This is a genomic window from Peribacillus sp. SRI_006, from assembly GCF_057586375.1.
Genome location: NZ_JBYCZT010000011.1, coordinates 1 through 25,615, shown reverse-complemented (window position 1 = coordinate 25,615; position 25,615 = coordinate 1). Strand labels below are relative to the sequence as shown.

Annotated in this window: 24 protein-coding genes; 21 read left to right on the top strand and 3 right to left on the bottom strand. The window is 41.6% G+C overall.

Annotated elements, in window-relative coordinates; all coding sequences use genetic code 11:
- Positions 1–61: 61 nt before the first annotated feature.
- From AC2YHV_RS16800 to spoIID, 4 genes are all read left to right on the top strand, one after another.
- Positions 62–304 carry a DUF1146 family protein gene (locus tag AC2YHV_RS16800; RefSeq protein ID WP_034315776.1) on the top strand — a complete coding sequence of 81 codons (243 nt, stop codon included), beginning with the start codon at positions 62–64 and terminating at the stop codon, positions 302–304.
- A gap of 158 nt (positions 305–462) precedes the next feature.
- Positions 463–1,212 (top strand): YwmB family TATA-box binding protein, encoded by a 750-nt coding sequence (locus AC2YHV_RS16795; protein WP_057278179.1) that lies wholly within the window; start codon positions 463–465, stop codon positions 1,210–1,212.
- A gap of 32 nt (positions 1,213–1,244) precedes the next feature.
- Positions 1,245–2,543: a UDP-N-acetylglucosamine 1-carboxyvinyltransferase gene (gene murA / locus AC2YHV_RS16790; protein WP_095678745.1), complete on the top strand. Its 1,299-nt coding sequence runs from the start codon at positions 1,245–1,247 to the stop codon at positions 2,541–2,543.
- Positions 2,544–2,743: 200 nt separating this feature from the next.
- Positions 2,744–3,781 (top strand): stage II sporulation protein D, encoded by a 1,038-nt coding sequence (gene spoIID / locus AC2YHV_RS16785; RefSeq protein ID WP_223255874.1) that lies wholly within the window; start codon positions 2,744–2,746, stop codon positions 3,779–3,781.
- Positions 3,782–3,801: 20 nt separating this feature from the next.
- On the opposite strand, the gene AC2YHV_RS16780 is transcribed toward spoIID, so the two are convergent.
- Positions 3,802–4,227, bottom strand: coding sequence for a VanZ family protein (locus AC2YHV_RS16780; RefSeq protein WP_057278178.1), 426 nt, complete (start codon positions 4,225–4,227; stop codon positions 3,802–3,804).
- A gap of 152 nt (positions 4,228–4,379) precedes the next feature.
- Here AC2YHV_RS16780 and spoIIQ point away from each other — a divergent pair, with 152 nt between their 5' ends.
- The 8 genes from spoIIQ (at position 4,380) to AC2YHV_RS16740 (ending at position 10,924) form a co-directional block, all read left to right on the top strand.
- On the top strand, positions 4,380–5,330 hold the full coding sequence (gene spoIIQ / locus AC2YHV_RS16775; RefSeq protein ID WP_095678744.1) for a stage II sporulation protein SpoIIQ: 951 nt from the start codon (positions 4,380–4,382) through the stop codon (positions 5,328–5,330).
- A gap of 435 nt (positions 5,331–5,765) precedes the next feature.
- Complete coding sequence (gene spoIIID / locus AC2YHV_RS16770; RefSeq protein WP_034315767.1) at positions 5,766–6,038, top strand: sporulation transcriptional regulator SpoIIID; 273 nt, start codon at positions 5,766–5,768, stop codon at positions 6,036–6,038.
- Between the two features lie 308 nt (positions 6,039–6,346).
- A complete protein-coding gene (gene mreB / locus AC2YHV_RS16765; protein ID WP_098187446.1) occupies positions 6,347–7,348 on the top strand; it encodes a rod shape-determining protein in 1,002 nt (333 codons plus the stop codon).
- Positions 7,349–7,625: 277 nt separating this feature from the next.
- Positions 7,626–8,462 carry a flagellar hook-basal body protein gene (locus AC2YHV_RS16760; protein ID WP_487373658.1) on the top strand — a complete coding sequence of 279 codons (837 nt, stop codon included), beginning with the start codon at positions 7,626–7,628 and terminating at the stop codon, positions 8,460–8,462.
- A 48-nt stretch (positions 8,463–8,510) separates the two neighbouring features.
- Entirely contained in the window at positions 8,511–9,353 is an 843-nt protein-coding gene (locus AC2YHV_RS16755; RefSeq protein WP_487373657.1) for a flagellar hook-basal body protein, read from the top strand.
- 168 nt (positions 9,354–9,521) lie between these two features.
- Complete coding sequence (locus tag AC2YHV_RS16750; protein ID WP_053087418.1) at positions 9,522–9,776, top strand: DNA-directed RNA polymerase subunit beta; 255 nt, start codon at positions 9,522–9,524, stop codon at positions 9,774–9,776.
- Positions 9,777–9,904: 128 nt separating this feature from the next.
- Positions 9,905–10,333 (top strand): 3-hydroxyacyl-ACP dehydratase FabZ, encoded by a 429-nt coding sequence (gene fabZ, locus AC2YHV_RS16745; RefSeq protein WP_034315755.1) that lies wholly within the window; start codon positions 9,905–9,907, stop codon positions 10,331–10,333.
- Positions 10,334–10,603: 270 nt separating this feature from the next.
- Positions 10,604–10,924 (top strand): hypothetical protein, encoded by a 321-nt coding sequence (locus AC2YHV_RS16740; RefSeq protein ID WP_095678741.1) that lies wholly within the window; start codon positions 10,604–10,606, stop codon positions 10,922–10,924.
- A 112-nt stretch (positions 10,925–11,036) separates the two neighbouring features.
- Here AC2YHV_RS16740 and AC2YHV_RS16735 read toward each other — a convergent pair whose 3' ends face one another.
- On the bottom strand, positions 11,037–11,471 hold the full coding sequence (locus AC2YHV_RS16735; RefSeq protein ID WP_034315749.1) for a YwpF family protein: 435 nt from the start codon (positions 11,469–11,471) through the stop codon (positions 11,037–11,039).
- A gap of 358 nt (positions 11,472–11,829) precedes the next feature.
- Here AC2YHV_RS16735 and ssb point away from each other — a divergent pair, with 358 nt between their 5' ends.
- From ssb to AC2YHV_RS16695, 8 genes are all read left to right on the top strand, one after another.
- Positions 11,830–12,192, top strand: a complete 363-nt coding sequence (ssb, locus tag AC2YHV_RS16730; RefSeq protein ID WP_053536875.1) for a single-stranded DNA-binding protein — start codon at positions 11,830–11,832, stop codon at positions 12,190–12,192.
- Positions 12,193–12,635: 443 nt separating this feature from the next.
- Positions 12,636–13,640 (top strand): ABC transporter ATP-binding protein, encoded by a 1,005-nt coding sequence (locus AC2YHV_RS16725; RefSeq protein ID WP_148666451.1) that lies wholly within the window; start codon positions 12,636–12,638, stop codon positions 13,638–13,640.
- Complete coding sequence (locus AC2YHV_RS16720; protein ID WP_487373656.1) at positions 13,621–14,589, top strand: ABC transporter ATP-binding protein; 969 nt, start codon at positions 13,621–13,623, stop codon at positions 14,587–14,589. The genes AC2YHV_RS16725 and AC2YHV_RS16720 overlap by 20 nt, the downstream gene beginning before the upstream one ends.
- 41 nt (positions 14,590–14,630) lie before the next feature.
- Positions 14,631–16,247 carry an ABC transporter substrate-binding protein gene (locus tag AC2YHV_RS16715; RefSeq protein ID WP_214811234.1) on the top strand — a complete coding sequence of 539 codons (1,617 nt, stop codon included), beginning with the start codon at positions 14,631–14,633 and terminating at the stop codon, positions 16,245–16,247.
- A gap of 115 nt (positions 16,248–16,362) precedes the next feature.
- A complete protein-coding gene (locus AC2YHV_RS16710) occupies positions 16,363–17,367 on the top strand; it encodes an ABC transporter permease (protein WP_098864885.1) in 1,005 nt (334 codons plus the stop codon).
- 12 nt (positions 17,368–17,379) lie between these two features.
- Positions 17,380–18,282, top strand: a complete 903-nt coding sequence (locus tag AC2YHV_RS16705) for an ABC transporter permease (protein WP_048685793.1) — start codon at positions 17,380–17,382, stop codon at positions 18,280–18,282.
- Between the two features lie 207 nt (positions 18,283–18,489).
- Complete coding sequence (locus tag AC2YHV_RS16700) at positions 18,490–22,227, top strand: S8 family serine peptidase (protein ID WP_250161623.1); 3,738 nt, start codon at positions 18,490–18,492, stop codon at positions 22,225–22,227.
- A 641-nt stretch (positions 22,228–22,868) separates the two neighbouring features.
- Positions 22,869–23,285, top strand: a complete 417-nt coding sequence (locus AC2YHV_RS16695; RefSeq protein ID WP_487373655.1) for a hypothetical protein — start codon at positions 22,869–22,871, stop codon at positions 23,283–23,285.
- Between the two features lie 69 nt (positions 23,286–23,354).
- On the opposite strand, the gene AC2YHV_RS16690 is transcribed toward AC2YHV_RS16695, so the two are convergent.
- Positions 23,355–24,800, bottom strand: a complete 1,446-nt coding sequence (locus AC2YHV_RS16690; protein WP_487373654.1) for an aminotransferase-like domain-containing protein — start codon at positions 24,798–24,800, stop codon at positions 23,355–23,357.
- A gap of 124 nt (positions 24,801–24,924) precedes the next feature.
- Between AC2YHV_RS16690 and AC2YHV_RS16685 the strand changes: the two genes are divergently transcribed.
- The gene (locus tag AC2YHV_RS16685; RefSeq protein WP_057278163.1) at positions 24,925–25,533 is read left to right on the top strand and encodes a LysE/ArgO family amino acid transporter; all 609 of its coding nucleotides are present in this window, start codon (positions 24,925–24,927) and stop codon (positions 25,531–25,533) included.
- Positions 25,534–25,615: the final 82 nt, after the last annotated feature.

Below are 25,615 nucleotides of genomic sequence, written 5' to 3'. Positions count from 1 at the left end.
TCCAAATATGAAGGGGTTTTGTGTTAGAATAGAACTCGGGTGTCTTTTAGGAGGTATGTACATGTTTTCAGCAATGGGACAGCAGGCTTTGACAGGAATAATTGCACACTTGTTTTTCATCGCAGTTACCTGGTGGGCTTTACAGGCATTACATTTTGATAAAATGTTAAGATCCAATTCGGTCATCAAGGCCAGGGTATTATATATTTTATTAACGGTTGCCATCGGTTCAGTTGTAAGTAATTTCTTCCTCGACTACCTGGGATTTGCAAACCAACTTCCGTATATGTTTAGTAATGACTGATAAGCTGTAAGAATATTCTTATAGCAAAATATGATTCTACTCTTGTATTCGCTATTGCTTCCTGCAAGTTTAAGGGGAAGGTGTCACCAATTGTCGGAAAACTCGAAGTATGATCTCTCTCCTTATGGAAAGAATGTGTAAAAGGGGAGGGATTTAACATGTATTTTTTAAATAAAAAAATGTTAACATACATAGTATTTCTCGGTTTGACGGTGATTTTAATTGGGAATAGTACGATTGTGGCAGAAAGTAAACCAGATATAGTTAAAATGGTGGGACTGTTACAGGAAGATAAAGATTTAGACATAGGGGATTGGTCTGTACTCACTAGAGAAATAAATAAAGAGATTACAACTAAACAAGAGTTTGAAAGCGAAGTTACAGCTTTAAAACGAAAATACCCTCAATTTCAATGGCATCGGAAAGATGATGCTTCCGGCTGGAAGGCTGAGGCATTAACTTACAATGTCGATTCAGGTCTGACCGAGTCTATCAAAGTAATGACAACGGAAGAGAAATTTGATAAAGTTACCTATGTTATTTACGAAGTGAAGGGGAAAAAGTGGAAGAAAGCCAATAATGCCTTTTTTACCGCTACGTTCCAAAACAGGGTGAATGACCTATTTATAGGAACTCCTACAATTTTTTCTTGTATTAAAGGGTCTATCAATGATAATATGGATTCGGTTTTAAACTCTAAAACTGAAGACCTGTTAGATATGTTCCAAGCAAGGGAAATTGAGAGTGTGCACGAAACAAACTTTACATCAATATCTGCACATTCAACTTTGTTTAAACAACCTTTGACAAAAGAAAAATTAAATTTGCAGTTTGGGCTACGGACAGAAGGATTGGGTGACCGAACGAACTTTGTAGTTGGCACACCAATCATAACGTTTGAATATTAATATAGAGAAAATGGACGCGGAGGGGAATACTTTTGGAAAAAATCATCGTCCGCGGCGGAAAAAGGCTTAGCGGGACAGTTAAAGTAGAAGGTGCTAAAAACGCCGTTTTGCCAGTTATCGCTGCAACATTATTAGCAAGTGATGGGAAAAGTATCATTAAAGATGTTCCTACGCTCTCCGATGTATATACAATCAATGAAGTATTGCGCAACTTAAATGCAGATGTTGCCTTTCATGACAATCAAGTAACTGTAGATGCATCAAGAGAGTTATTAGAAGAAGCACCATTTGAATATGTACGTAAAATGAGAGCTTCCGTTTTAGTGATGGGCTCATTACTAGCAAGGAATGGCCGGGCCCGCGTTGCTCTTCCTGGTGGCTGTGCCATCGGATCACGTCCTATCGACCAGCATTTAAAGGGCTTTGAAGCGATGGGAGCAAAAGTGAAGGTCGGCAATGGTTTCATTGATGCCGAGGTAGAAGGCAGACTTAAGGGTGCAAGAGTGTATCTTGACTTCCCAAGTGTTGGTGCCACCGAAAACATCATGATGGCTGCTACGCTTGCTGAAGGTATTACGATTCTTGAAAATGTGGCCAAAGAGCCTGAAATTGTAGATCTTGCGAATCTCCTTAATAAAATGGGTGCCAAAGTCAGAGGTGCCGGTACTGGTACGATGAGAATCGAAGGTGTCGATAAATTATATGGCACTGAACATACGATTATACCTGACCGTATCGAAGCTGGTACATTCATGACAGCGGCCGCTCTTACTGGCGGCAATGTTCTTGTTCAAGGAGCTGTACCTGAACACCTTACTTCCCTTATTGCTAAAATGGAGGAAATGGGCGTTAAAATTCTTGAAGAAGAAGATGGATTACGCGTTATCGGTCCAAAAACCTTGAAGGCCATTGACATCAAAACAATGCCGCATCCTGGTTTCCCGACTGATATGCAATCGCAAATGATGGCATTATTACTGCGTGCTGAAGGAACAAGTATGATTACGGAGACCGTTTTCGAAAACCGTTTCATGCATGTTGAAGAATTCCGTCGCATGAATGCCAATATTAAAATAGAAGGCCGTTCCGTTATCGTTAATGGTCCAACTAACATTCAAGGTGCTGAAGTAGCTGCAACAGATTTACGTGCCGCTGCAGCGCTCATCCTGACTGGATTGGTTGCAGATGGCATTACACGAGTTACAGAATTAAAGCATCTTGACAGAGGATACGTGAATTTCCATGGTAAATTGGCATCTCTAGGTGCTGATGTGGAACGTATTAACGAAGATGTGCCTGCTGAAACAAAAATTGCAGATTTAAACGCATAAGTAGCTTATAAAACCATTCACGTTCGAGTCTCCGAACCGTGAATGGTTTTTTTTATCATGTTCCGGATTCTTGGCCGACAGTTAAATAGTTGTCGTTTTTCTATTCATAAATGCTTGTCCTTCGACATACATTTGTTATGTAAAGATACCTGCTGGATACGATAATACGGCAGAGAACAAGTGTAGGGAGGCTCAGGAATTTGAAAGCAATCAAACCGATGGTCGTACTATTCATAGCAGTAGCATTCGTAATTATCATGATTCCGGCAGTGCTTGTGCTTCCATTTTCAAATGATAAGACAAGTGGGCAGTTAACCGAGCAGTTGGAAAAGAAAGGGAAGAGTGAGGGCAAAGAGGTAGCGGCAAATGAAATGAGTTCCGTAGAAGTTGCCGTTTACCGCACATCAGCAAAAAGGATTGAAAAACTGCCAATTGAATCGTACTTGAGTGGTGTGGTTGCAGCTGAAATGCCAGCAGATTTTGAAGAAGAAGCGCTGAAAGCACAAGCGTTGACGGCGAGAACCTATATTGTCAATCAGCTCATAAGCGAAAGTCGATTAGGCTTGCCCGATGGTGCCGATGTAAGCGATACGGTCATGCACCAAGTTTATAAGAATAATGATGAGCTGAAAAAACAGTGGGGCTCTGATTATAAATGGAAAATGCAAAAAATTAACAAGGCCATAAAAGAAACGGCAGGTCAAATCTTAACCTATGAAGGAAAACCGATTACTGCCACTTTTTTTTCGACAAGCAATGGCTATACGGAGAATTCCGAGGACTATTGGCAAGCCGAATTCCCCTATTTAAAAAGTGTATCCAGTCCATGGGATAAAGAAGAATCACCAAAGTTTTATAATAAAGTAGTAGTCGCTACTGCAGATTTTGAGAGAAAATTGGGTGTAAGTCTTTCTTCGGGAACATCCATAGGAACTGTCATTGAAAGAACATCAGGTAATCGCGTAGGTGTAGTGGATATCGGAGGAAAGAAAATGACAGGAAAACAGATTCGTGAGAAGCTCGGGCTGACATCTTCCGATTTTGACTGGGAGCGTCAAGGCAACCGGATTGTGATCACGACAAAAGGATCTGGACACGGAGTTGGAATGAGCCAATACGGTGCTAATGGCATGGCCAGGGAAGGGAAAACCTATGAAGACATCGTGAAATATTATTATAAAGGCGTCAAAGTTCAGTCTTCAAGTAAGTGGCTGAATACGATGACGGCAAAGAAATGAGAGATGGGAATTCCCATCTCTCATTTCTTTTCGTTTAATTTTTCTATAAAGGTCAAAAAGCCCCGTTTACGCTTGAAATAATGATATTGGACATGAAAATAAACTGCAGCTACCCCAATGATATCTTTAATGACATCTATTATGCTGGAGGAGCGGTACGGGACGAAAGATTGATGGTATTCATCAATCACTCCATAAAGGCAAGCTACAAGGGCAGCCAACAGGCTTAAACCAGGTCTCAGTTTTTGGTGTGCAGCAAGTGCCGAAACAAATAATATATACAAAAGGGCAAATTCGACCAAATGAAGTGCCTCTTTGATAAATCGGTCAAATGACGATGAGGGAAGATCAAGAATCATATCATCGGGGTTGCTCGACATTATCCAAATGGCAATCATATATAGAAAAGGCAATAACGTTAACACAAGTTTAAAAGCTTTTTTCATGATTTAAACATCCTTCAACAGTAAGATACCAAACATTTTACCATTCTACGAATAAAATCGGTTTCATTTCCACAAAATAAATCTAAAAAAAATTTTTCCTGAATGTATATAATTTTAACAAAATGTTCAGAATGATTGCTGAGGTGATTAATATGAGAGAGGAAGAAAAGAAACCAACTTCCACAATCCGACGTATACTAAAACAACGTTGGGCATTATCAGCAATCTATATCGCAAGTGCAGCCTTAATCTTAGCCGCGGCCTTCTTATTACAAAATAGTTTTAATGATTCAGCTAAAGATGGCAAAGAGGAATCGGCTGAAACAGGAAAAAACTATGGTGAGCCTTCTGTAGAGGTTAATAGCAATCTTGAGACAATCAAGATGCCTGTGGCCGATGCAGACAAATCGGTTATCAAGAAACAGTTTTATGATGTGAATGCGGATGAAAAGGCACAAGAAGAAGCATTGGTTTTCTACAACAATAGATATGAGCAAAACAAAGGTATAGACATTGCAATGGAAGATGGAAAGTCTTTCGATGTAAAAGCTTCCTTAAGTGGAAATGTAACGAAAGTTCAAGACGATGCGTTACTTGGAAATTTAGTTGAAGTAGAGCATGAAGATGGTGTTGTTACTCGTTATCAATCTGTTAAAGACATTAAGGTTGCAGTCGGTGACAAAGTGAAACAAGGACAAGCAATTGCTACAGCCGGAAAAAGCCAAATCAATGAAGAGGCTGGCGTACATGTCCACTTCGAAATCAGAAAAGATAACATTGCGTTAAACCCGCTTGATTTTGTTGATAAACAAGCTTCTGCGATTCAATCTGCAACTGAAGCTGAAGCTGATAAAGAAGAAACACCTGCGGTCGAAGGATCAGAAGCTGACAAAGAAACACCTGCAGTCGAAGGATCAGAAACTGACAAAGAAACACCTGCAGTCGAAGGGTCTGAAGCTGACAAAGAAGAAACACCTGCAGTTGATGAAACTGACGAGAGCACTGATTTAGAGAGTGGCACTGACGAGGAAGGCTCTGTCCCTGGTGAAGATACAACTGAAGAAAGCGATTCCTTAAAAGATTCGTTAAATCAATCTAATTAAGATTAAGATTTTTAATAAAATCAAAACAAAAACCTAGAGCGTTACGAATGACAACAACTGAAAATTTGGTAAAAGGAGGCCGTTCACTTTGAACGGCTTCTTTTTTTCTTTCGGGGAAATATTGGCCAATATGCTGAAACCTTTGAATTTCTGACAAATTTCTCGGGAAATAATTTACGTTTAATGAAAGTAAACAGATGAAAAATCAGAAATAAATCCAAACCTCCTGTCCCATTAGGCATATATTCTTAACCAAGCTAATAAGATGTTATAAACCATGCAAAGAGAGTGTTTGAGGTGAGGAATCGTTTATTACAAATTATCTAATAGGTGAATAATTCTATCTTTCATTGTTTATAGGGCAGCGGTATTCGATTCGAAAAATACGAATCTCATTTCACACTTCTCACATCCAATTTGGGGAGGTCGAGTGGTGTGCACGATTACATCAAAGAAAGAACTATCAAGATAGGAAAGTATATCGTGGAAACTAGAAAAACAGTCCGTGTCATTGCAAAAGAGTTCGGAGTCTCTAAAAGCACAGTGCATAAAGACTTAACTGAGAGGCTGCCAGAAATTAATCCTGATTTGGCTAACGAAGTGAAGGATATATTGGATTATCATAAATCCATTCGTCACCTTAGAGGTGGAGAAGCGACAAAATTAAAATACAAACGTTCTGAAAGAGAAGAAGAAATCGTTAAATGATACTTGAATCATTCCGGCAATTGGAAGTGAATCGGGCTATCGGGGAATGAATAAGGGGACATGAAAGTGAGTGTCAGCTTTTTCTTAACCTTGATGCGGTTCCATGCCGGGATTTTTTTTAATGGTAAAATACGGTAAGGTGGTACATAAGGCATTGATTTTTTTTACATATTGTCAAAATAGGAAATAATAGTCTGTATTAGTGTTTATTTATAATTCATACTTACTTGTGTCAATGCAATATGGTAAAATAAACAATTAGGACAGAAGTAGGTTATATGTGAGGATATTCAAGGAGGATTTAAGAAATGTTTGCTAGAGATATTGGGATAGATCTTGGAACAGCCAATGTTCTTATACATGTCAAAGGTAAAGGAATTGTGTTAAATGAGCCTTCGGTAGTCGCGATTGATAAGAATACGAACCGTGTTCTTGCCGTCGGGGAAGAAGCTCGAAAAATGGTAGGCCGTACTCCAGGAAACATCATCGCAATCCGTCCTTTAAAAGACGGTGTCATTGCAGATTTCGATGTAACAGAATCGATGCTTAAGCATTTTATCAATACATTGAATGTGAAAGGCTTTCTTTCAAAGCCTAGAATTTTAATTTGCTGCCCGACCAACATAACAAGTGTCGAACAAAAGGCGATTAAAGAAGCTGCCGAAAAAAGCGGCGGGAAGAAAGTATACCTTGAAGAAGAGCCGAAAGTGGCCGCAATCGGTGCCGGTATGGATATTTTTCAACCAAGCGGCAATATGGTCGTAGACATTGGCGGGGGTACAACGGATATTGCCGTTCTTTCAATGGGGGATATCGTTACATCTTCATCCATTAAAATGGCCGGTGACAAATTCGATAATGAAATATTACATTATATCAAGCGGAAGTATAAGCTCCTGATTGGTGAACGTACAGCGGAGAACATTAAAATCCAGGTTGCAACCGTCTTCCCTGGATCTCGTAATGAAGTCATCGATATCCGTGGGCGTGATATGGTATCGGGATTGCCTAGAACCATTTCGGTCAATTCTGAAGAAATTGAGGAGGCACTTCGCGAGCAGGTTTCCATCATTGTACAAGCTGCAAAAAGCGTACTTGAGCGGACGCCGCCAGAGCTTTCTGCTGATATCATCGACCGCGGCGTCATTTTAACAGGCGGGGGAGCCCTGCTTCACGGGATTGATTTACTTCTTGCTGAAGAACTTAAGGTCCCAGTACTCGTTGCCGAACATCCAATGGATTGTGTAGCAATCGGAACAGGTATCATGCTTGATAATATGGATAAATTGCCACGGCACAAATTCAACTAAAAAGCGGGTGGAAATCCGCATCATAAGATAGGGGTCTAAGGTTCAGACAAACGTGAGGCATAGTGAAAGTGCGTGCAGTTCCAGTACTGATGAGCAATAGGCCCTCTTCTTTTAGTCGAGATTTTAACACCATTCCTTTAAATTTGACCCAACCTACGATATGACAAATTCTTCTGCCTAATGCTTCTCCTTTTCCTTAAGATACTGATGTTCATGACCGATAAGATAGATATGAGATATTGAACGGATAAGTTATGTAGATTGGGGAGTGAAGAAGATGTTAAGAGGTTTTTATACGGCTGCTTCCGGGATGCTTGCACAGCAAAGGCACACGGAATTACTCACAAACAATATGTCCAATTCGAATACAACAGGGTATAAAGCGGATCAATTGAGTGTAAGGTCTTTTCCGGAAATGCTCATAAGCAGCATGGGTGGTGAAACGGTGCCCACGGAGAGCAAATTGGGCATGTCCAGCTTTTCCCAGGTTGAGGGGCTGAGTACGGGTGTTTACGTACAGGCTAATCCCTTATTTACCCAGGGAACATTGGAGGAAACCCAGCTTGATACGGATATTTCCCTTGTTGATGAAAACCTACCGATCAATGAGGAAACGGGTCGGCAAGGCTCGTTGTTTTTTACTGTCCAGGATGGCGATGGTGCTATCCGTTATACGCGTAACGGCAGTTTCACCCTGGATGGGCAAGGTTATCTGACTACGCCGTCCGGTCATTATGTATTGAACGAAAATAATGAAAAGATCCAGCTTGATAGCGATCGATTCACAGTAGCGGAAAACGGTGTTATTTTAGAAGGAAATGTTCAAATCGCACGTTTGGGGATCTGTTATTCGGATGATCCGTCATTACAGCTCATGAAAGATGGCGAAGGTCTATATAAGGCTGTGAATGATGGGGATTTACCTAGCGCATACGCGGCTGCGGATGTCGGTTTTTCTACTAAGCAGGGCTTTCTTGAAGGCTCCAATGTTGACCAATCGAGAACGATGACAGAAATGATGTCGGCATACCGCTCTTTTGAAGCAAGTCAAAAGGTGCTTCAAGCCTATGATAAAAGTTTGGATAAAGCGGTCAATGAAGTTGGCAGGCTTTAATTGAGCAGTAGGTGAAATTCGGAAATTTGAACTGTAAGGGGAAAAACCATGAACCGGACGATGATGACGGCGACGAATACGCTGAACCAACTTCAAAGTAAAATCGATCAAATAAGTAATAATATCGCGAATGTGGACACGACAGCCTTCAAAAAGACCCAAACGAGTTTCAATGACTTATTGACACAGAGTTTCAATAATCAACCGAGTGAGACCAAGGAAAAAGGAAGGTTGACCGCACCTGGCATCCGGCAGGGAACAGGTGCTATGTTAAGCCAATCTCAATTGGTGCTTTCACAGGGTGCCTTAAAGACGACGGACCGCAACCTTGATGCAGCATTCACCCGGGATGACCAATTCTTCACCGTAAGCGTTCAGGACGATAATGGGGTCAATACAAGGCTTACAAGGGATGGTGCCTTTTATTTATCCCCTAATGCTAACGATCAAATGTTGCTTGTTACCTCTGCTGGACATAAAGTACTTGATGAAAATGGTGAACCGATCCTTATAGAGGGAAATATTAAAGGCATTAAGATTTCGGAAAATGGCTTATTGATAGTGGATACGGAAGAATATGGCGAAAAGAGTTTTGGGCTCGGAATAGTCTCGGTCAAGAAACCGCAATTACTTGACCGGCTAGGCGGGAATTTACTTGGCCTGCCCAAAAACTTCAATGCCTTGGGTGTTACGGAAGACGATATCATGACTGCATTAACAGGGGATTCCCGCAACCAGGCAGCAGTCCGTCAAGGTACCTTGGAGTCCTCGAATGTCGATCTTTCCAAAGAAATGACGGATCTAATCAATGTTCAGCGGTCTTACCAATTTCAATCCCGGGCGGTAACGATGGCAGATCAAATGAGCGGATTAGTCAATGGAATCCGTTAAGGTACCTGGTAAATAAAATGTCTCCCTGCGGAATTAGAGCAAATCGGTTATAATGAATTCATAACAAAAGAAATCATTCGTGCCGACCATTTTGCATAGCTGCTGAATTTCTGGCGTATCGGGGAAATCAGTCGGCGAGTTTTCTTAAAAGGAGCTTTCACATTCTATATGGAACAAAATCGTGTAATGAGACAACAAATTGAAGAAGAGATAAAGGAAGTTGAGGCGAAACCGAATCGTAGGATCAAGGTCCGTCTTTTGCCAATTTGGCTTCGTTTACTCATTGTTATCGGATTGATTTTCATTGCTGTATTATCCGGGGCACTATTAGGATATAGTGTGATTGGCGGAGGACATGCAATGGATGTTTTCCAAAAATCCACATGGACCCATATTTTTGATATAGTGAACAAGGGCGCGTAGTTCCATGTTTTTTTGAAGTAGTTGCTGTCGTTAACGGATTTATATTTCATGGCAACTACGCCTCTGTCTAGATGACAGGGGCGAGTTTACGTTATGTTTGAAATATTTAAGTCATAGGAGGAACAAGTATGCTAGATATCACACAAATAAAGGAAATTATTCCGCATCGTTACCCATTCTTATTAGTCGACCGGATCATAGAAATTGATGAAGGGAAAAGAGCGGTTGGATTGAAGAATGTCTCGGCAAATGAAGAATTCTTTAATGGCCATTTCCCCGATTATCCAGTTATGCCTGGAGTTTTAATTGTAGAGGCCTTAGCGCAGGTTGGCGCTGTAGCCGTCTTGAAACAAGAAGAATATAAAGGCCGGCTTGCATTTTTCGCTGGGATTGATAATTGCCGCTTTAAAAAGCAAGTTAAACCAGGTGATCAGCTGCGTCTGGAAGTGGAAATAGTGCGTATGAGAGGTTCAATGGGTAAAGGGAAAGCAGTTGCAACGGTTGATGGGGAAACAGCATGTGAAGCCGATATCATGTTTGCTTTTGGTGACAAATAAGATTCTTTTTCCTTAACTATATATTTCAAAAAGAGGTTTAAGGAATCGTGAAGCGGTGTATATAAAAAGCACTGCATTGCTTTTTTAAAGCAAGAGCGGTTTTTAGATCTTTCTATTCTCCCTTTGAATGCCGGACATTTTTATGTCCGGCATTTTTTAATGTTTAATTCCAAATAGCAGATTTTCTTTTTAAATTTAAAATAGGACGCAAGTTATTTTCATATTCGGGCAAAATACCTAATGATAAAGAAAGAAGGGAGGTTGCCAAAAATGATGAAGAAAATTTTTGCACTACTTGGGGGATCTTTATTATCTATTATGTTCCTTGCTGGATGTGGAAATAATGATAATGATAATGACAAAAATCCCGCACCAGAAGATGATAACAACATCATAGAAGATAATAAAAATGGTGTAAATGATAACAACGATGATAACGATATGAATGATAACGATGATGATGGAGTGCTTGATAACGACGATGATAACGACGATAATAACGTCAATGATAACGACGATAATAACGTCAATGATAACGTCGATAATGATGCGGATGACTTGATTAAGAAAAAAGACGACAACAATAAGTAATTAGCAGAATGACAAAGACTGGCTTAGGTAAGAAGAGGATTTGTATCCTTATTCGTCTAAGTCAGTCTTTTTTATGTGCATTCGATTAGGGATGGGAATTAAGGGAAGGGTTTTATTTATTAGTTGCTAATTTAGGCTTTGAGCGGATTTTTTGCTTGAACTCTTTTATAAGTTCATCGCCGACGAGACCTTTTTGGACCAAATCTTCAAGAAGGAGTTCTGCATATTTGCTCCGTGTTTTTTGGATGTGACCAACAAATAAAAGGCTATAATGATTGCCCACTTTTCTTATTGTACGTAAAACAGTTTGAAACAAAGCCGGTTCATTGTCCTTTTTGGTAATGACTGCCTGGATATACACCTCTCCGTCTATATCGGGAAGTGAGGGTTCAAGCTCTTTGAAATGTTTTTCTTCTACAAAGGCTTCCAGTAACCATGATCTAGCATCGTTTTCTTTATTTATGATCAATCCATCTGTTAATGCAATATCAATCAAGTTTAAATTTTCAGTAACAATTTGCAACGAGATCAATTTGAATGATTTCATCTAATTCCTCCGTTTCTTGCAAGAAAGAGCGGCGATTACCTCTCTTAAACGTAAATTTTAAAGGGTACATATCGATAAATCCTTTTAAAGGTAATTATATCATACTAAAAAAAAGTCTCTTAATGAAATGAAAACCCAACATTTGTCTAAATTATGAAGGAAGGAATAAAAATTTGCAAAATATTTAATTTTGTTAACTATTCGTTTTTTACCTGATTTTAATCACTAAAAAATGTTTTTGCACCAATCCAAACGACTTTTTATGAAGAAAAACGGTGTAATAAAATCATTTCCTCCATTTTTTAATCGATGGAAGAAAGCGTATGATTAAAATAATTAAAGAGGAAGGAGTGAAACAATGATTAACCAAGTTACCCTCGTCGGCAGGCTTACGAAGGATCCAGAATTAAGATATACACCTGATGGCAAGGCTGTTTCCAATATCACATTAGCAGTCAACCGGAACTTCCGTAATACTGTCGGTAACTATGAGGCAGACTTTGTACAGTGTATCATATGGAAAAAGTCGGCTGAAAATACTGCTCAATATTGTAAAAAAGGAGCCATAATCGGCATAACTGGCAGAATACAAACAAGGAGATACGAAAATCAGGAGGGTAAATATGTATATGTAACTGAAGTGGTCTCCGAGAGGGTTCAATTCATCGGAACTAAACAAAATGATGGAAAGCCCAAGGATTTTGAACATATTGGTTTATAGTGTTACGTGAAGGTTGGGCATGCTAGCTTGCTTAACAAAGAATTGTTTTTAAGAAAATGTAAGATCTAAATTCGATACACAAATAAGTATTTATATGACCATAATGAATAACCAATGCATAGAATTACAGGGATTTTTTATGAAACTCGGCAGTAGCATATAGAATTTTTTTTCATCCATTCATTCCCCAAAGCTAATATAGCTTTTTCTTCGCAGTAAACCCCGATTTACCCTCAAAAAAATTGAGTTATATGATTTCCCCCTTGTAATGACTGCAAATAAGCAGTCTTTTTTTTGTGCCAAAATGTGTGTAAATAGAAAAAAATAAAAAATAATTCTGTTAAATTAGAATTTTTAGAAAATATATTGTAATATTTTAATTTTGATGCAATAATAAACCCAATAATATAATGGAAAATAAGTTATATATAGGAAGTGATTTGATGGACGAACCAATTATTAAGGTTAATGGGCTTCGAACCAGTTTTCGTACGGACGATGGGGTGATCCCTGTCGTGAATTCAATCGATTTTCATGTCAATCCTGGTGAGGTTTTAGGGATTGTAGGAGAATCGGGATGCGGAAAAAGCGTAACTTCTCTGTCCATCATGGGTCTGGTTTCTTCACCGGCTGGTAAGGTGGAGGGGGAAATCCTTTTTAAAGGGGAAAACATCGCAAATGCCTCTGAAGCGAAAATGAGAAAAATTCGCGGAAATGATATAGCGATGATATTTCAGGAACCGATGACAAGCTTGAATCCCGTGTTCACTATTGGCGAGCAGTTGGTCGAGACGCTTCGGATACATAAAAAATGGAATAAAAAGCAGGCACGAAATAGAGCGGTGGAAATGTTGAAGCTGGTTGGGCTTGGCCGTGCCGAGGAATTGCTCAAAGAGTATCCGCATCAGCTTTCTGGCGGAATGAGACAAAGGGTCATGATAGCGATGGCCATGATTTGTGAGCCGAAACTCCTTATAGCCGATGAACCGACAACGGCTTTGGATGTGACGATCCAGGCACAAATCCTGGAATTAATGAAGAATTTAAATAAAGAAACAGACACGGCAATCATGATGATTACCCATGATCTTGGGGTAGTGGCGCAAATGTGTGAGCGTGTCATAGTCATGTATGCCGGCAAGGTGATAGAGGAAGGAAATGTGCAAACGATTTTCCAAAACCCTAAGCATCCTTATACGGTCGGTTTACTTCAGTCGATTCCCGATATGCGAATAAAGAAAGAGCGCCTTTACTCGATACCGGGTAATGTGCCAAAACCTGGGACAAGCAACCTCGGGTGCCAGTTTGCCCCCCGCTGCTCCCATGCCATGGAGCAATGTATAAATGAGACCCCGTCTCTATTGGAATTCGATGAGGGTCAGCATGTTCGCTGCTGGCTTTATGAAGATGGGAAAGGAGCTTCCTTGCATGAATCAAACATTGGTTAAGGTAGAAAACCTAAAGAAGCATTTTCCGATAAAAGGAGGGGTTCTGGGACAGACAATTGGAGAGGTCAAGGCAGTTGATGGTCTGTCTTTTTCCATTTATAAAGGGGAAACCTTGGGGCTTGTCGGTGAAAGCGGTTGCGGAAAATCCACGACGGGAAGGTTATTGCTTCGATTGCTTGAGCCGAGCGAGGGCAATGTTTATTTCGAAGGAAAGGACCTGACAGCTTTATCTTCCAGTGAAATGAGAAAGATGCGCCGTGAAATGCAGATGGTCTTCCAGGATCCATTCGCCTCCCTCAATCCCAGGCATACTATTGAAAAAATTTTGGAAGAACCGCTCATCGTCCACGGGGTTAAAGATAAAAAGGCGCGAAAGGCCCGTGTACAGGAACTTCTTAAGGTCGTTGGCCTAAGCAGTTACCATGCTAAAAGGTATCCGCATCAATTCAGTGGGGGCCAGCGGCAGCGTATTGGCATCGCGAGGGCACTTGCAGTCAATCCCAAACTGATCATTGCAGATGAGCCGGTATCTGCACTGGATGTGTCGATTCAAGCCCAGGTCTTGAATCTGTTGCAGGATTTGCAGGAAGATTTTGATTTGACCTACTTGTTCATTGCTCATGATCTTGGAGTGGTAAGGCATATCTCCGACCGTGTCGGTGTCATGTATCTTGGACATATTGTTGAATTGACGGAAAGTGAAGGGCTTTATGAAAATCCGCTTCACCCATATACACAGGCTTTATTATCGGCCGTGCCCATTCCGGATGTGGAATATAAGGGGGATAGGGTAATCCTGCAGGGAGATGTTCCAAGCCCATCAAACCCGCCCAGCGGCTGTCCATTCCATACGAGATGTCCGAAGGCGATGGCAGAATGCAATACGGACAAGCCGATCCTGACTGAACATAAACCTGGTCACTACGTTGCTTGTCATCTATACAATTGACACGACGTATACATAAATTCGCAATAATAAGGGGGAAGAATATGAAGAAAACATTGGCATTGTTGCTGACTGGCATCCTGGCTCTTTCGCTGGCGCTTGCGGGATGCTCCTCGTCTACATCAAAAGAGAAAGATGATGGTAAAGGGGGATCGAGTGAAGCGAAGGGCGGAGTATTGATATACGGTAAAGGCGGAGATGCTGTCGGTCTTGACCCAGCTATTGTAACCGATGGGGAATCATTCATCGTCACTCAGCAGATTTTTGAAACGCTTGTGAAATATGGGGAAGATGATACGGAAATCAAACCGGGTCTTGCAAAGTCATGGGAAGTGTCCGATGACGCGAAAACATACACATTCAAATTGGAAACCGGAATCAAGTTCCATGATGGTACGGATTTCAATGCAGATGCGGTCGTAAAAAACTTTCAACGATGGGCAAAAAGTAAGGATGAAGGGAAATTTGCGTACTATGCCTCCATGTTCGGAGGATTTGAAGGCGATGAAGGTCATGTTATCAAAGAAGTAAAAGCGATCGATGCCAGCACGGTGGAATTCACTTTGAACCGTCCGCAGGCGCCGTTCCTGAAAAACCTTGCCATGCCTACATTTGCTATAGCCAGTCCTGATGGAATTGAAAAAGAGGGTGACGACTTCACTAAAAACCCATCTGGTACAGGTCCTTTCAAGTTCAAATCATGGAAACCTGGCGATACGATTGAAGTGGTGAAAAACGATGACTATTGGCAAGATGGACTGCCTAAACTTGATGGAGTCACGTTTAAAGTCATTAAAGATAACTCTGCGCGTTTAAATGCTGTAATCAAAGGTGAAATCGACCTAATGGACGGTTTGAACCCAAGCGATATCAGCAAAGTTACAGGAGATGACAAACTGCAGTTATTCGAACGTCCTTCCATGAATGTCGGCTACTTTGCATTCAATGTTGAAAAAGCACCATTCGACAAAAAGGAAGTACGCCAAGCTATCTCTCACCTAATTAACAAAAAAGAAATCATTGATAACTTTTTCGAAGGCACGGCGGAGCCTGCCAAGAATCCAATGCCACCATCCGTTTCTGGATACAATGACAACATTGAAGACTATGATTACGATGTCGAAAAAGCGAAAGAACTTCTGAAAAAGGCCGGATATGAAAAAGGATTTAAAATGGATCTATGGGCAATGCCAGTACCACGCCCGTATATGCCAGATGGTCAAAAAGTGGCTGAGGCCATTCAAGCGAGCTTAAAGCAGGTTGGTATCGAGGCAAATATCGTTTCATACGAATGGGCTGCATATTTAGAGAAAGTGCAGGCTGGTGAGGCTCAATCCTTCATGCTAGGCTGGACAGGCGATAATGGAGATGCAGATAACTTCCTTTATGCCTTATTGGATAAGGATAATATCGGCTCAAATAATTATTCCCGTTATGCAAATGATGAAGTGCACGATCTATTGATCGAGGCACAGTCCACGGCAGATGAAGACAAGCGTAATGAGTTATATGGAAAAGCCCAGGAAATCATCCATGATGAAGCTCCATGGGTTCCGCTTGTACACTCTTTACCGCAGTTAGCCGGATCTAAGACGGTCAAGGGGTTTGTTCCACATCCAACTGGTTCACAATCCCTTGTTAATGTTTCTCTAGAAAATTAACCGTACGAACCGGGTAGTATGGAGTCTTGCATGCTTCCCGGTTTTGTTATGGAATGCATTTCAAAATGATCGAGGGCGCTTCGAAGGACCCTTATTTAAAAGGCGGGTGATTGTTTTGTTCTCCTATACCGTACGACGTTTAGGATCTCTCATTCCGGTGTTACTTGGAATGGCGTTTATTGTGTTCATGATGATACGGGCAATTCCTGGAAATCCAGCACAGGTGATTTTAGGGCAGCAAGCAACGGAAGAGGCAGTCGCTGCGATGACAAAGGAACTTGGCCTGGATAAACCTTGGTTCATTCAATTTTGGGATTACTTGTCAGGCCTGTTAAAGGGGGACCTGGGTGTTTCGTTAAAAACGAATAGTCCGGTTTCTGAAGAAATTGGTCCATACTTAATGGCCACGATAGAACTGGCCTTGATCGCGATGATCATCGCCGTGGTCATAGGCGTGAATGCAGGGATAGTATCAGCTTGGTTTCAAAACTCATGGTTTGATTATGTCGCCATGGTGATTGCGTTGATTGGTTTGTCCATGCCTATTTTCTGGCTGGGATTAATGGAGCAATACATCATTTCAATTCAATGGGATTTACTTCCGACGACAGGGCGGGACAATATCAGGGATCCTGTTGAGGCCATAACCGGCCTGTATTTGATAGATACACTCATGGCTGGTAGGGTTGATCAGTTTTTCGAGGTGATCAAGCATCTCATTTTGCCGGGGATAGCGCTTGCTACCATTCCGATGGCGATTATTGCAAGGATGACACGTTCGTCCATGTTGGAAGTCATGAGATCGGATTTCATTCGTACGGCTCGTGCTAAAGGAATGAAAATGTTTTGGGTTGTTTACAAGCATTCCTTTAAGAATGCCTTGATTCCAGTGGTGACGGTTATCGGTCTGCAGACAGGATTACTTTTAGGCGGCGCCATTTTAACGGAAAACATTTTTGGATGGCCAGGTATCGGTACATATATTTATGATGCAATCCTATCTCGGGATTATCCGGTGATACAGTCCGGAATTCTCGTCATCGCCTTTTTGTTTGTCATGATTAATCTAGTTGTGGACTTGTTGTACGCAGTGATCGATCCTAGGATTAAGTATAAATAGGGAGGGAAACTCATGCCTGAAATAGCAACGAATACTCCGCCAATCCTTCCTCCAAAAGAGGCAGAGGAAAAAGTCATCTCTCCCTGGAAGGAAGGCTGGAAAAGCTTTAGGAAAAACAAGGTAGCCATCGTGGGTCTGGGGATTGTTTCATTTTTCATCTTAATCGCCATCTTCGCGCCCGTTATAGCACCTTATTCATTTGATGGGCAAAAGCTAAGTGATAAACATTTGGCCCCGTCTGCGGAGCATTGGTTCGGAACGGATGAATTTGGCCGGGATATTTTGAGCAGGGTCATTTATGGCTCGCGCATTTCAATAGGGGTCGGCTTCTTATCTGTTGCCGGATCTGTTGTGGTTGGGTCTTTTTTGGGGATCATTGCCGGTTATTACGGCAGGTGGATAGATACGATCATATCAAGGATCTTTGATATTATTCTGGCCTTTCCTAGTATCTTGCTTGCCATTGCTGTCGTTGCCGTTTTGGGGCCCTCCCTTCGCAACGCACTTATTGCCATCGCCATCGTCAATGTCCCGATATTCGGCCGGCTTTTACGATCACGGGTCTTAACGGTGAAAGAAGAGGAATATGTAACGGCTGCAAAGGCAATTGGAATGGGGGACGGCCGCATTCTCCTTCACCACGTCCTTCCGAATAGCCTTGCACCGATTATTGTTCAAGGTACCTTGGCGATTGCAACAGCCATCATTGAGTGCGCAGCACTCGGCTTTCTCGGTCTCGGTGCACAGCCGCCAGCACCAGAGTGGGGGAAAATGCTCGCCGATTCCAGGGCGTTCATCATTCAAGCGCCATGGACGGTTCTCTTCCCTGGACTTGCGATCATGCTTACGGTACTCGGCTTTAACCTAATGGGGGATGGGCTGCGTGATGCCTTGGATCCAAGAATGAAAAACTAGAAGTAAAAGGGTGATGTTAGTTTAACATCACCATCTTTTTGCCGTTTATCTTGTAAATCTAACAAAATATGAAAAATAATAAAAAAATCCTAGTTCTAAATAGGAAAATAGTGACTATTACCCCTTAAAATCACCCCAAAAGTTGTGATACTTTTATACTCAGTAAGAATATTCCAAAAATTGTTTATTTTAGAGGAGGAAAGTTCATTGATCAAACGTAGCTTGTCCATTCTAGCAATCTTTCTATTAGTATTTACTGCAAGCGTTTCCGCAGCCAAGCTCCCAGATCCCCCGACAGGCTCGGGCGGTGCAGGTAAGAAGAATCAGGAAAGCATTATAAAGCTGAAGAAAAATGACATGGGGAAGAAATACAAAAGCAATGAGAAGGTCAGGGTCATCGTAGAGATGAAGGAAGCCCCGGCAATAGAAACCGCTTCGAAAGAAGGAAAGCTTTTTAAACAATTATCAAAAAATAAGAAACAACAATTAAAGTCTGAAAAGCTAGCTACTCAGAAGAAATTGAAAAAAAAGGTGAAAGAGAAAAAAATAGCTTTCAAGGAACTTGAGAGTTTTACGACAGTCGTCAATGGATTCAGCGGTGAACTTCAGTATGGTGAGATCAAAAAGGTGGAAGCCATGCCTGAAGTTGCTGAAGTACATATAGCGAATGAATATGAACGTCCTGCAGAGAAACCCGACATGCTATATAGCAAAGAGCTTGTCCAAGCCCAGGAAGCATGGCGGGAATATGGATATAAAGGGGAAGGGATGGTCGTCGGGATTATTGATACTGGAATCGACCCATCTCACCGTGATATGGTCCTGAACGACGAGAATAAGGCTGAACTGACTGAAAGTGAAATCAGCGCGATGAAGGAATCCAGCCATCTATTAGGCAATTACTATACGGCCAAGGTTCCTTATGGATACAATTACATGGATGAAAATGAAGAAATCCTTGACCTTGGTGAAGAGGCTTCCATGCATGGGATGCATGTGGCAGGTACTGCCGGAGCCAATGGAGATGAAGAGAATGGCGGCATTAAAGGGGTTGCTCCTGAAGCCCAGCTGCTTGCATTAAAGGTCTTCGGAAATGATCCCGACATGCAGACAACATGGGGCGATATATATATTAAGGCGATTGACGATGCCATCATTCTTGGGGCGGATGTGCTGAATATGAGCCTTGGCTCCACTGCAGGCTTTGTATCGGCAGACGATCCGGAGCAGCAGGCGGTATCCAGAGCTGTTGATAATGGGATCCTCATGTCGATTTCAGCAGGAAACTCGGCACACTTTGGAAATGGATTTGCCAACCCATCAGCCTCGAACCCGGACATTGGCGTTTCAGGTTCACCTGGACTTGCTTACGATTCTGTACAAGTGGCATCGGTAGAGAATAATTATATGGATTTGGATGCAGCGACTTATGAAATAAACGGTCAAGCAGGAAAAGCCCCATTCATGTCGGCTTCAAGCGTGCATCCCAATGCCTTGAAGGATAAATCACATGAATTGGTGGCTGCTGGTCTTGGGACGCCAGAGGAGATTTCCAAAGTGGATGTTAAAGGCAAGTTCGCCCTCATCGAGCGCGGCACGCTTTCTTTTATAGAAAAGGCGCAAAATGCCCAGGCAGCAGGAGCGACAGGAGTCATAATTTACAATAATGCTGACGGATATATTTCCATGGCTACAGATCCAAGCATCACCATTCCCCAGCTGTTCATGTTGAAATCGGATGGTGCGAAGCTGAAAGCGGCCTTAGCGGATGGCGAAAAGGTGATGATTACCTTTAATGGTGATAAAACAAAAGCTGTAAATCCAGAAGCAGGGAAAATGAGCTCATTCAGTTCATGGGGAGTCGCACCGAACTTGGATTTCAAACCGGAAATCACCGCTCCGGGCGGACAAATTTATTCAACGCTGAACAATGATGAATATGGAATGATGAGCGGTACTTCGATGGCGGCGCCGCATGTTTCCGGCGGCTCGGCACTGGTTCTGGAAAGAGTGGATAAAGACTTTAAATTAGAAGGCTCGGCCCGGGCTAATTTAGCGAAGAACCTGATGATGAATACATCAAAACCATTAACGGATCAGGGGGTCGTCAATAAGGCACTTGACTGGAAAAATCCTTACTCGCCTCGCAGGCAGGGAGCCGGGGTCATGCAGCTGCAATCCGCATTGTCAACACCTGCTGTCGTGACCGAGGCATTCACGAAAGAAGCGAAGGTTGCCATGAAGGAGGTCGGCAATAAGTTCGCCTTTACTTTAAAGGTTGAAAACTTCAGCAACAAAGCAGTCAAGTATGATGTAAAAGGAAATATCCAAACAGACTATGCAATCCAGGGACAACTGGGCTATTCCGCTAACGTGCTGGAAGCACAGGAAATTAAGAACGCTACGATTAAAATCAATAATAAAAATACAAATAAGATTACCGTTCCTGCAAAAAAATCGATTACATTCGAAGTGAAAGTGGACATATCCGACGCAAAGGTACTTGGTGATGACCTTCAAACTCTTGTAGATATTGACAAGGTGTTTCCAAACGGCTATTTTGTTGAAGGGTTCATCTCATTGAAGGATCCAGCCGATACGAATCCGGAACTGAATGTACCGTATGTAGGATTTAAAGGGGAATGGGACAAAGCCCCGATCCTGGATGGCACCAAATATGACAAAGAATCTTTCTATGGCATGGCAGGGGGAGTATCAACAGCAGGTGAAGATTTCACGTATCTTGGCTATGACCCTGCGGGGAAAACATTCAATGGCAAAAATATCGCGATTTCCCCTAATGGCGATGGTGCACAGGATGACTTCGTGCCTGTCCTATCATTCTTAAGGAATGCGAAAAAGGTAGAATACAATATATTGAATGGTGAAAACAAATCAGTCCGGAAACTTCGCACAGAGAATAATGTACGCAAGGACTATTATGATGGCGGACTAGGGACCGCATACACGCTGGATCCGGCCCGTAAATGGGACGGTAAAATCAATAATGCACTCGCTAAGGATGGGGTCTATTATTTTGAAATCAAAGCGATGATAGATTACGAGGGTGCAAAATGGCAGACGGTTAAAATGCCAATCAAAATCGATACGGTAAAGCCGACGGTCAAGATTTCGAAAAAGGGCAATGTTTTAACCATCCAAGGTAAGGATAATTTGAATGGTTCAGGGCTTGCTTATTACGATGTACAAGTCGATGGAGCATCCATTATGGAAGAGCCGCTCCCGGCGAATGCTAAACAATTCACCCTACCTGATGTAAAAGGGGAAAAGGTTCAGGTTGTGGCAATCGACTATGCAGGTAATGAGAAAACGGCTGAAACCGAATTGGCCGGTGATTCGGCTCCAATCGATAATCATGCACCAGCTGTAAAGATCAAGAGTCCTGAAGCCTTGAGCGTGAACAATAAAAATAAAATCAAAATAACAGGAGAAATTGAAGAAGCGTCGGAAATAAAGGAATTTAAAATCGACAATAAAACGGTACCTGCAACGTATAACAAAACGAATAAAAAATATGAATTCTCATATGAAAAGAAATTCGAAGATGGTGTCCAAAGCTTCACCGTTAAAGCAACCGATAAATGGGATAACACGGTTTCCTTTAAAAGGACGATAATGGTCGATGCAACAAAGCCGGGTTTAAAAGTTAAAGGCGTACCGGAAACTGTGGGATTCAAAGGCAAAAATCCAAAAGTGGACGTGACGGTAGAAGATAATTTCGATGAAATCCGCCTTTACCTGAACGGAAGTGAAATATTCTATCATGAATTCAAGGAACCATACAAAATGCGTTCCTATAAGAAAAAGATAGAGGATTTGGAACTGCCGCTTAAGACTGGCAACAACAAGATTGAATTTAAGGTGACCGATCTTGCAGGAAATGAATCGAAAAAATCCTTTAACATCAATAAAGCAAAAAAATAAACGAAACGCAGCCCTCTTATTCAAGAGGGCTGTTTTTTGTGGACAAATACGAAGAAAGCGAGTTTGCCTACAGTTTTTTCTTAATAAGTTCCAGTGATTTCTTCTAGCTAATGAGGATTTCATTTCATATGAAAAGGTAAAAATTAATGGAGGATAAACAATTCTTCCTTTCTTCATGGTTCGGGTTAATCCATTTCGAAGCACCTTTTGTACGAAGCCTACAGTATGCTTTTAAAAAAAATACCAGTTGATTGAAACGAAAGGTACGGGACTCCTGCGGGAAAAGCATGTCCAAGGGAGACCCCGCAGGCGCAAGCCGAGGAGGCTCCCCGACCGCCCGCGGAAAGCGAGTGCCTGGAGTGGAAATCAACGTTTCAATTGTACTAACCCTCAAAAAAACTGTAGGCAAAATCAATTATTATCGAGTTGTTCTATAGTCTAAGCCCTCTTACCCAAGAGGGCCGTTTTTGCGTAATAAGATATCCGGATTTTGAATTTTTCGTGAAGCTGGAGTAGTTTACTGTAATTTCACCGTGTTAATATGGAAATCTCTTGGTGAGGAAGTTTTTTCATTATCCGGCAGGTATATCGAATAGGATAAAAGAATTAGGTATAAAGGGTTTATTAAAAGGAGGGTATCTATGAATTATAAGAAGAAATCTAGCAATAAAGTAACTAGTATTGCAATTACAGTGAAATTCGAAAGGAGAGGAAGCGACAGGTCATATCTTACAAAAACGAGTTTCTTTGATGCACTTCAGCACGTCCATTCTCCCTTTGAAAAGGATCCCCGCTCAGATTCACCCTATCAGGATTTTCCTCTATGTCAGGAGGTAACCCTTTCTTTTTTTGAAAGTGGTGCTAAAACATCTATTAATTATGACCCCCACCAAGGAAAAGTCATCATTGAGGAAAGTTCAGAGACTTATCAGCTGAATAAGGGGGAGGCGCTTACTGCAATCCTCGATCACATCATGATCAATCATGGCTATCACCATTCTTTTTTCATCATCCAGCAAAAAGAGCGGAACGTAAAAATGAAAGCTGCCAATAAGTGATATGGTTGGAGCTGCCACGGCAGCTCCATTAATGTTTCGCCATGATGAGCGTTCCTATCCTTGGAGATGTCAAACCAACCGCCGAATGATCTTTGAAAGGGTTTGGATGCCATAAGCTAATTGTTCCTCCGAGGCGTATGAATATGAAAGCCGTATATGTGTATGGTTATTTGGTTCGTATATGTATCCCGGATTAAGAAGTATGTTTTCCTTTATCGCTTGCTTGAAAAGGTTTGGATTCACGATGGGTTTACATAATTTAAGCCATATATAAAATCCGCCTTGAGGTATTTGCCATTCGGCCAGCCCTTTAAAATATTGATTGAGAAGAGTTAATGTAAAATCCCTGCGTTCCATCAACTCTTGCCTTAGCCACTCTATATGCTTTGAATATTGACCAGTTGCTAACCATTCTGCCACAAGGTGTTGGGAAAGTGCACTGGAACCGTAATCCATTTGCATTTTAATGTCCGCTAAACGTTCAATCACAGTTATGGGGCCAGCAATCCAGCCGATGCGCAATCCTGGGCTTAATGTTTTGGACATGCTGCCAATGTGCAATACAAGGCCATCTACATCAAGGGATTTTAATGGCGGCGGCGGTTCCTCACCAAACCACAAATCACTATATACGTCATCTTCAATAATCGGGATCTGTTCTTTTTTGCATAGTGATAGGAGGTTAAGTCTTTCTTCTTTTGACCATGTAGTATTCGTTGGATTGTTAAACGTTGGGACAGTATAAAACAGTGACGCTTTCTTCCGTCCATTGATGCGCTTCATTTGTGTCGGGATACTTTCACGTCCTTGTTTTGATAAACCTACTAAATGCATGCCGGCAGATTGAAAAGGGTGGACGGAATTTAAATAGGAAGGGGACTCATGTAAAATCATCGATCCCTTTTGAAGTAAACCAACTGAAATCAACTGGAGGGCCTGAAGCCCGCCAGAAACGACCATGAGGGAGCTGGGACTTGCGTTGATCCCTTTTGTTTCTAAATAAACACTTATACATTGGCGAAGTCTCTTGTTACCCTTGGGTTCGGAATATCCTAATGAGTGCGCATCAAAGGAAGTGGAGCGCAACGTCTTTTCGATTTGCTTTGTAGGCAATAGAGCTGGAGATAATTCACCAGTGCCTAGTCTGATGATGGCAGTGTCCGTTTCATACTGATTAATATCCTGAATCGTTTTTAAATTAGGTTCATGAAGGCCATTCCGGACATAGTTTTTCCAGTCGGGCTGTTTGCTGGAGACGAGCACATTCCATGTATTATTGGAAACGAATGTGCCAGAGCCAAGCTTAGTTTCCAATAATCCGTCTGCAATCAACTCATCTATGGCTGTGATGATGGTACTTCGGTTTACGCCAAATGAGTCGGCCAATGAGCGTTGTGATGGAAGCTTAGTGCCAACTGGCCATTCCCCCCGTGTAATTTGTTGTTTGATCCAATCTACTATTTGTTGGTGAAGTGATTGCGCGGAAGACCGGTTTGGTCCCCATTCGATAAACATACGAAAACCACTCCTTTCATGTTCTATATTCATTATAAATTGGTTGGTTTGAAGACCAACCAATTGGATGGTCAATTCCTTTGTTTAATTCATTATACTGAATATGAAGGAAGGGGGTATTCATATGGGGCCATTTTTTCATGGATTATTATTGGCATTAGGGCTGATACTTCCATTGGGAGTGCAAAATGTTTTCATTTTTAATCAAGGAGCAATCCAACCTACAATAAAAAAAGCATTGCCAGCAACGATCACGGCTGCAATTTGTGATACGGTGCTCATTCTGTTAGCTATTTTAGGTGTATCGTTGATTGTCATGCAATACGATTGGTTGCGCCTTACATTAATCATAATCGGCGTTATATTTTTATTGTATATGGGCTTTCAGATTTGGTTTGCCAAATCAAACTCACAGTCAGGTGTCCAATCCATGCAGATGTCGACAAAAAAACAAATTGTATTTGCTCTATCCGTATCAATACTGAATCCGCATGCAATCCTGGATACGATAGGTGTAATCGGTTCGAGCTCACTTGTTTATTCAGGAAAAGATAAAATGATTTTCACCATGACGTGCATCTTTGTGTCATGGTGCTGGTTCCACGGATTATGTCTTGCGGGAAGATTGCTGAAAAAGGTTGATACATCTGGAAAATTCCTTGGAATATTAAATAAAATTTCTGCAATTATCATTTGGATCACAGCCCTCTATATGGTGAAGTCGCTTTTTTGAATCAGATAAACGTTTTCGAACCAAACGAGGCCATGTATAACAGGACGTCTATGTATAAAAAAAGGGGAATGCATATCACATA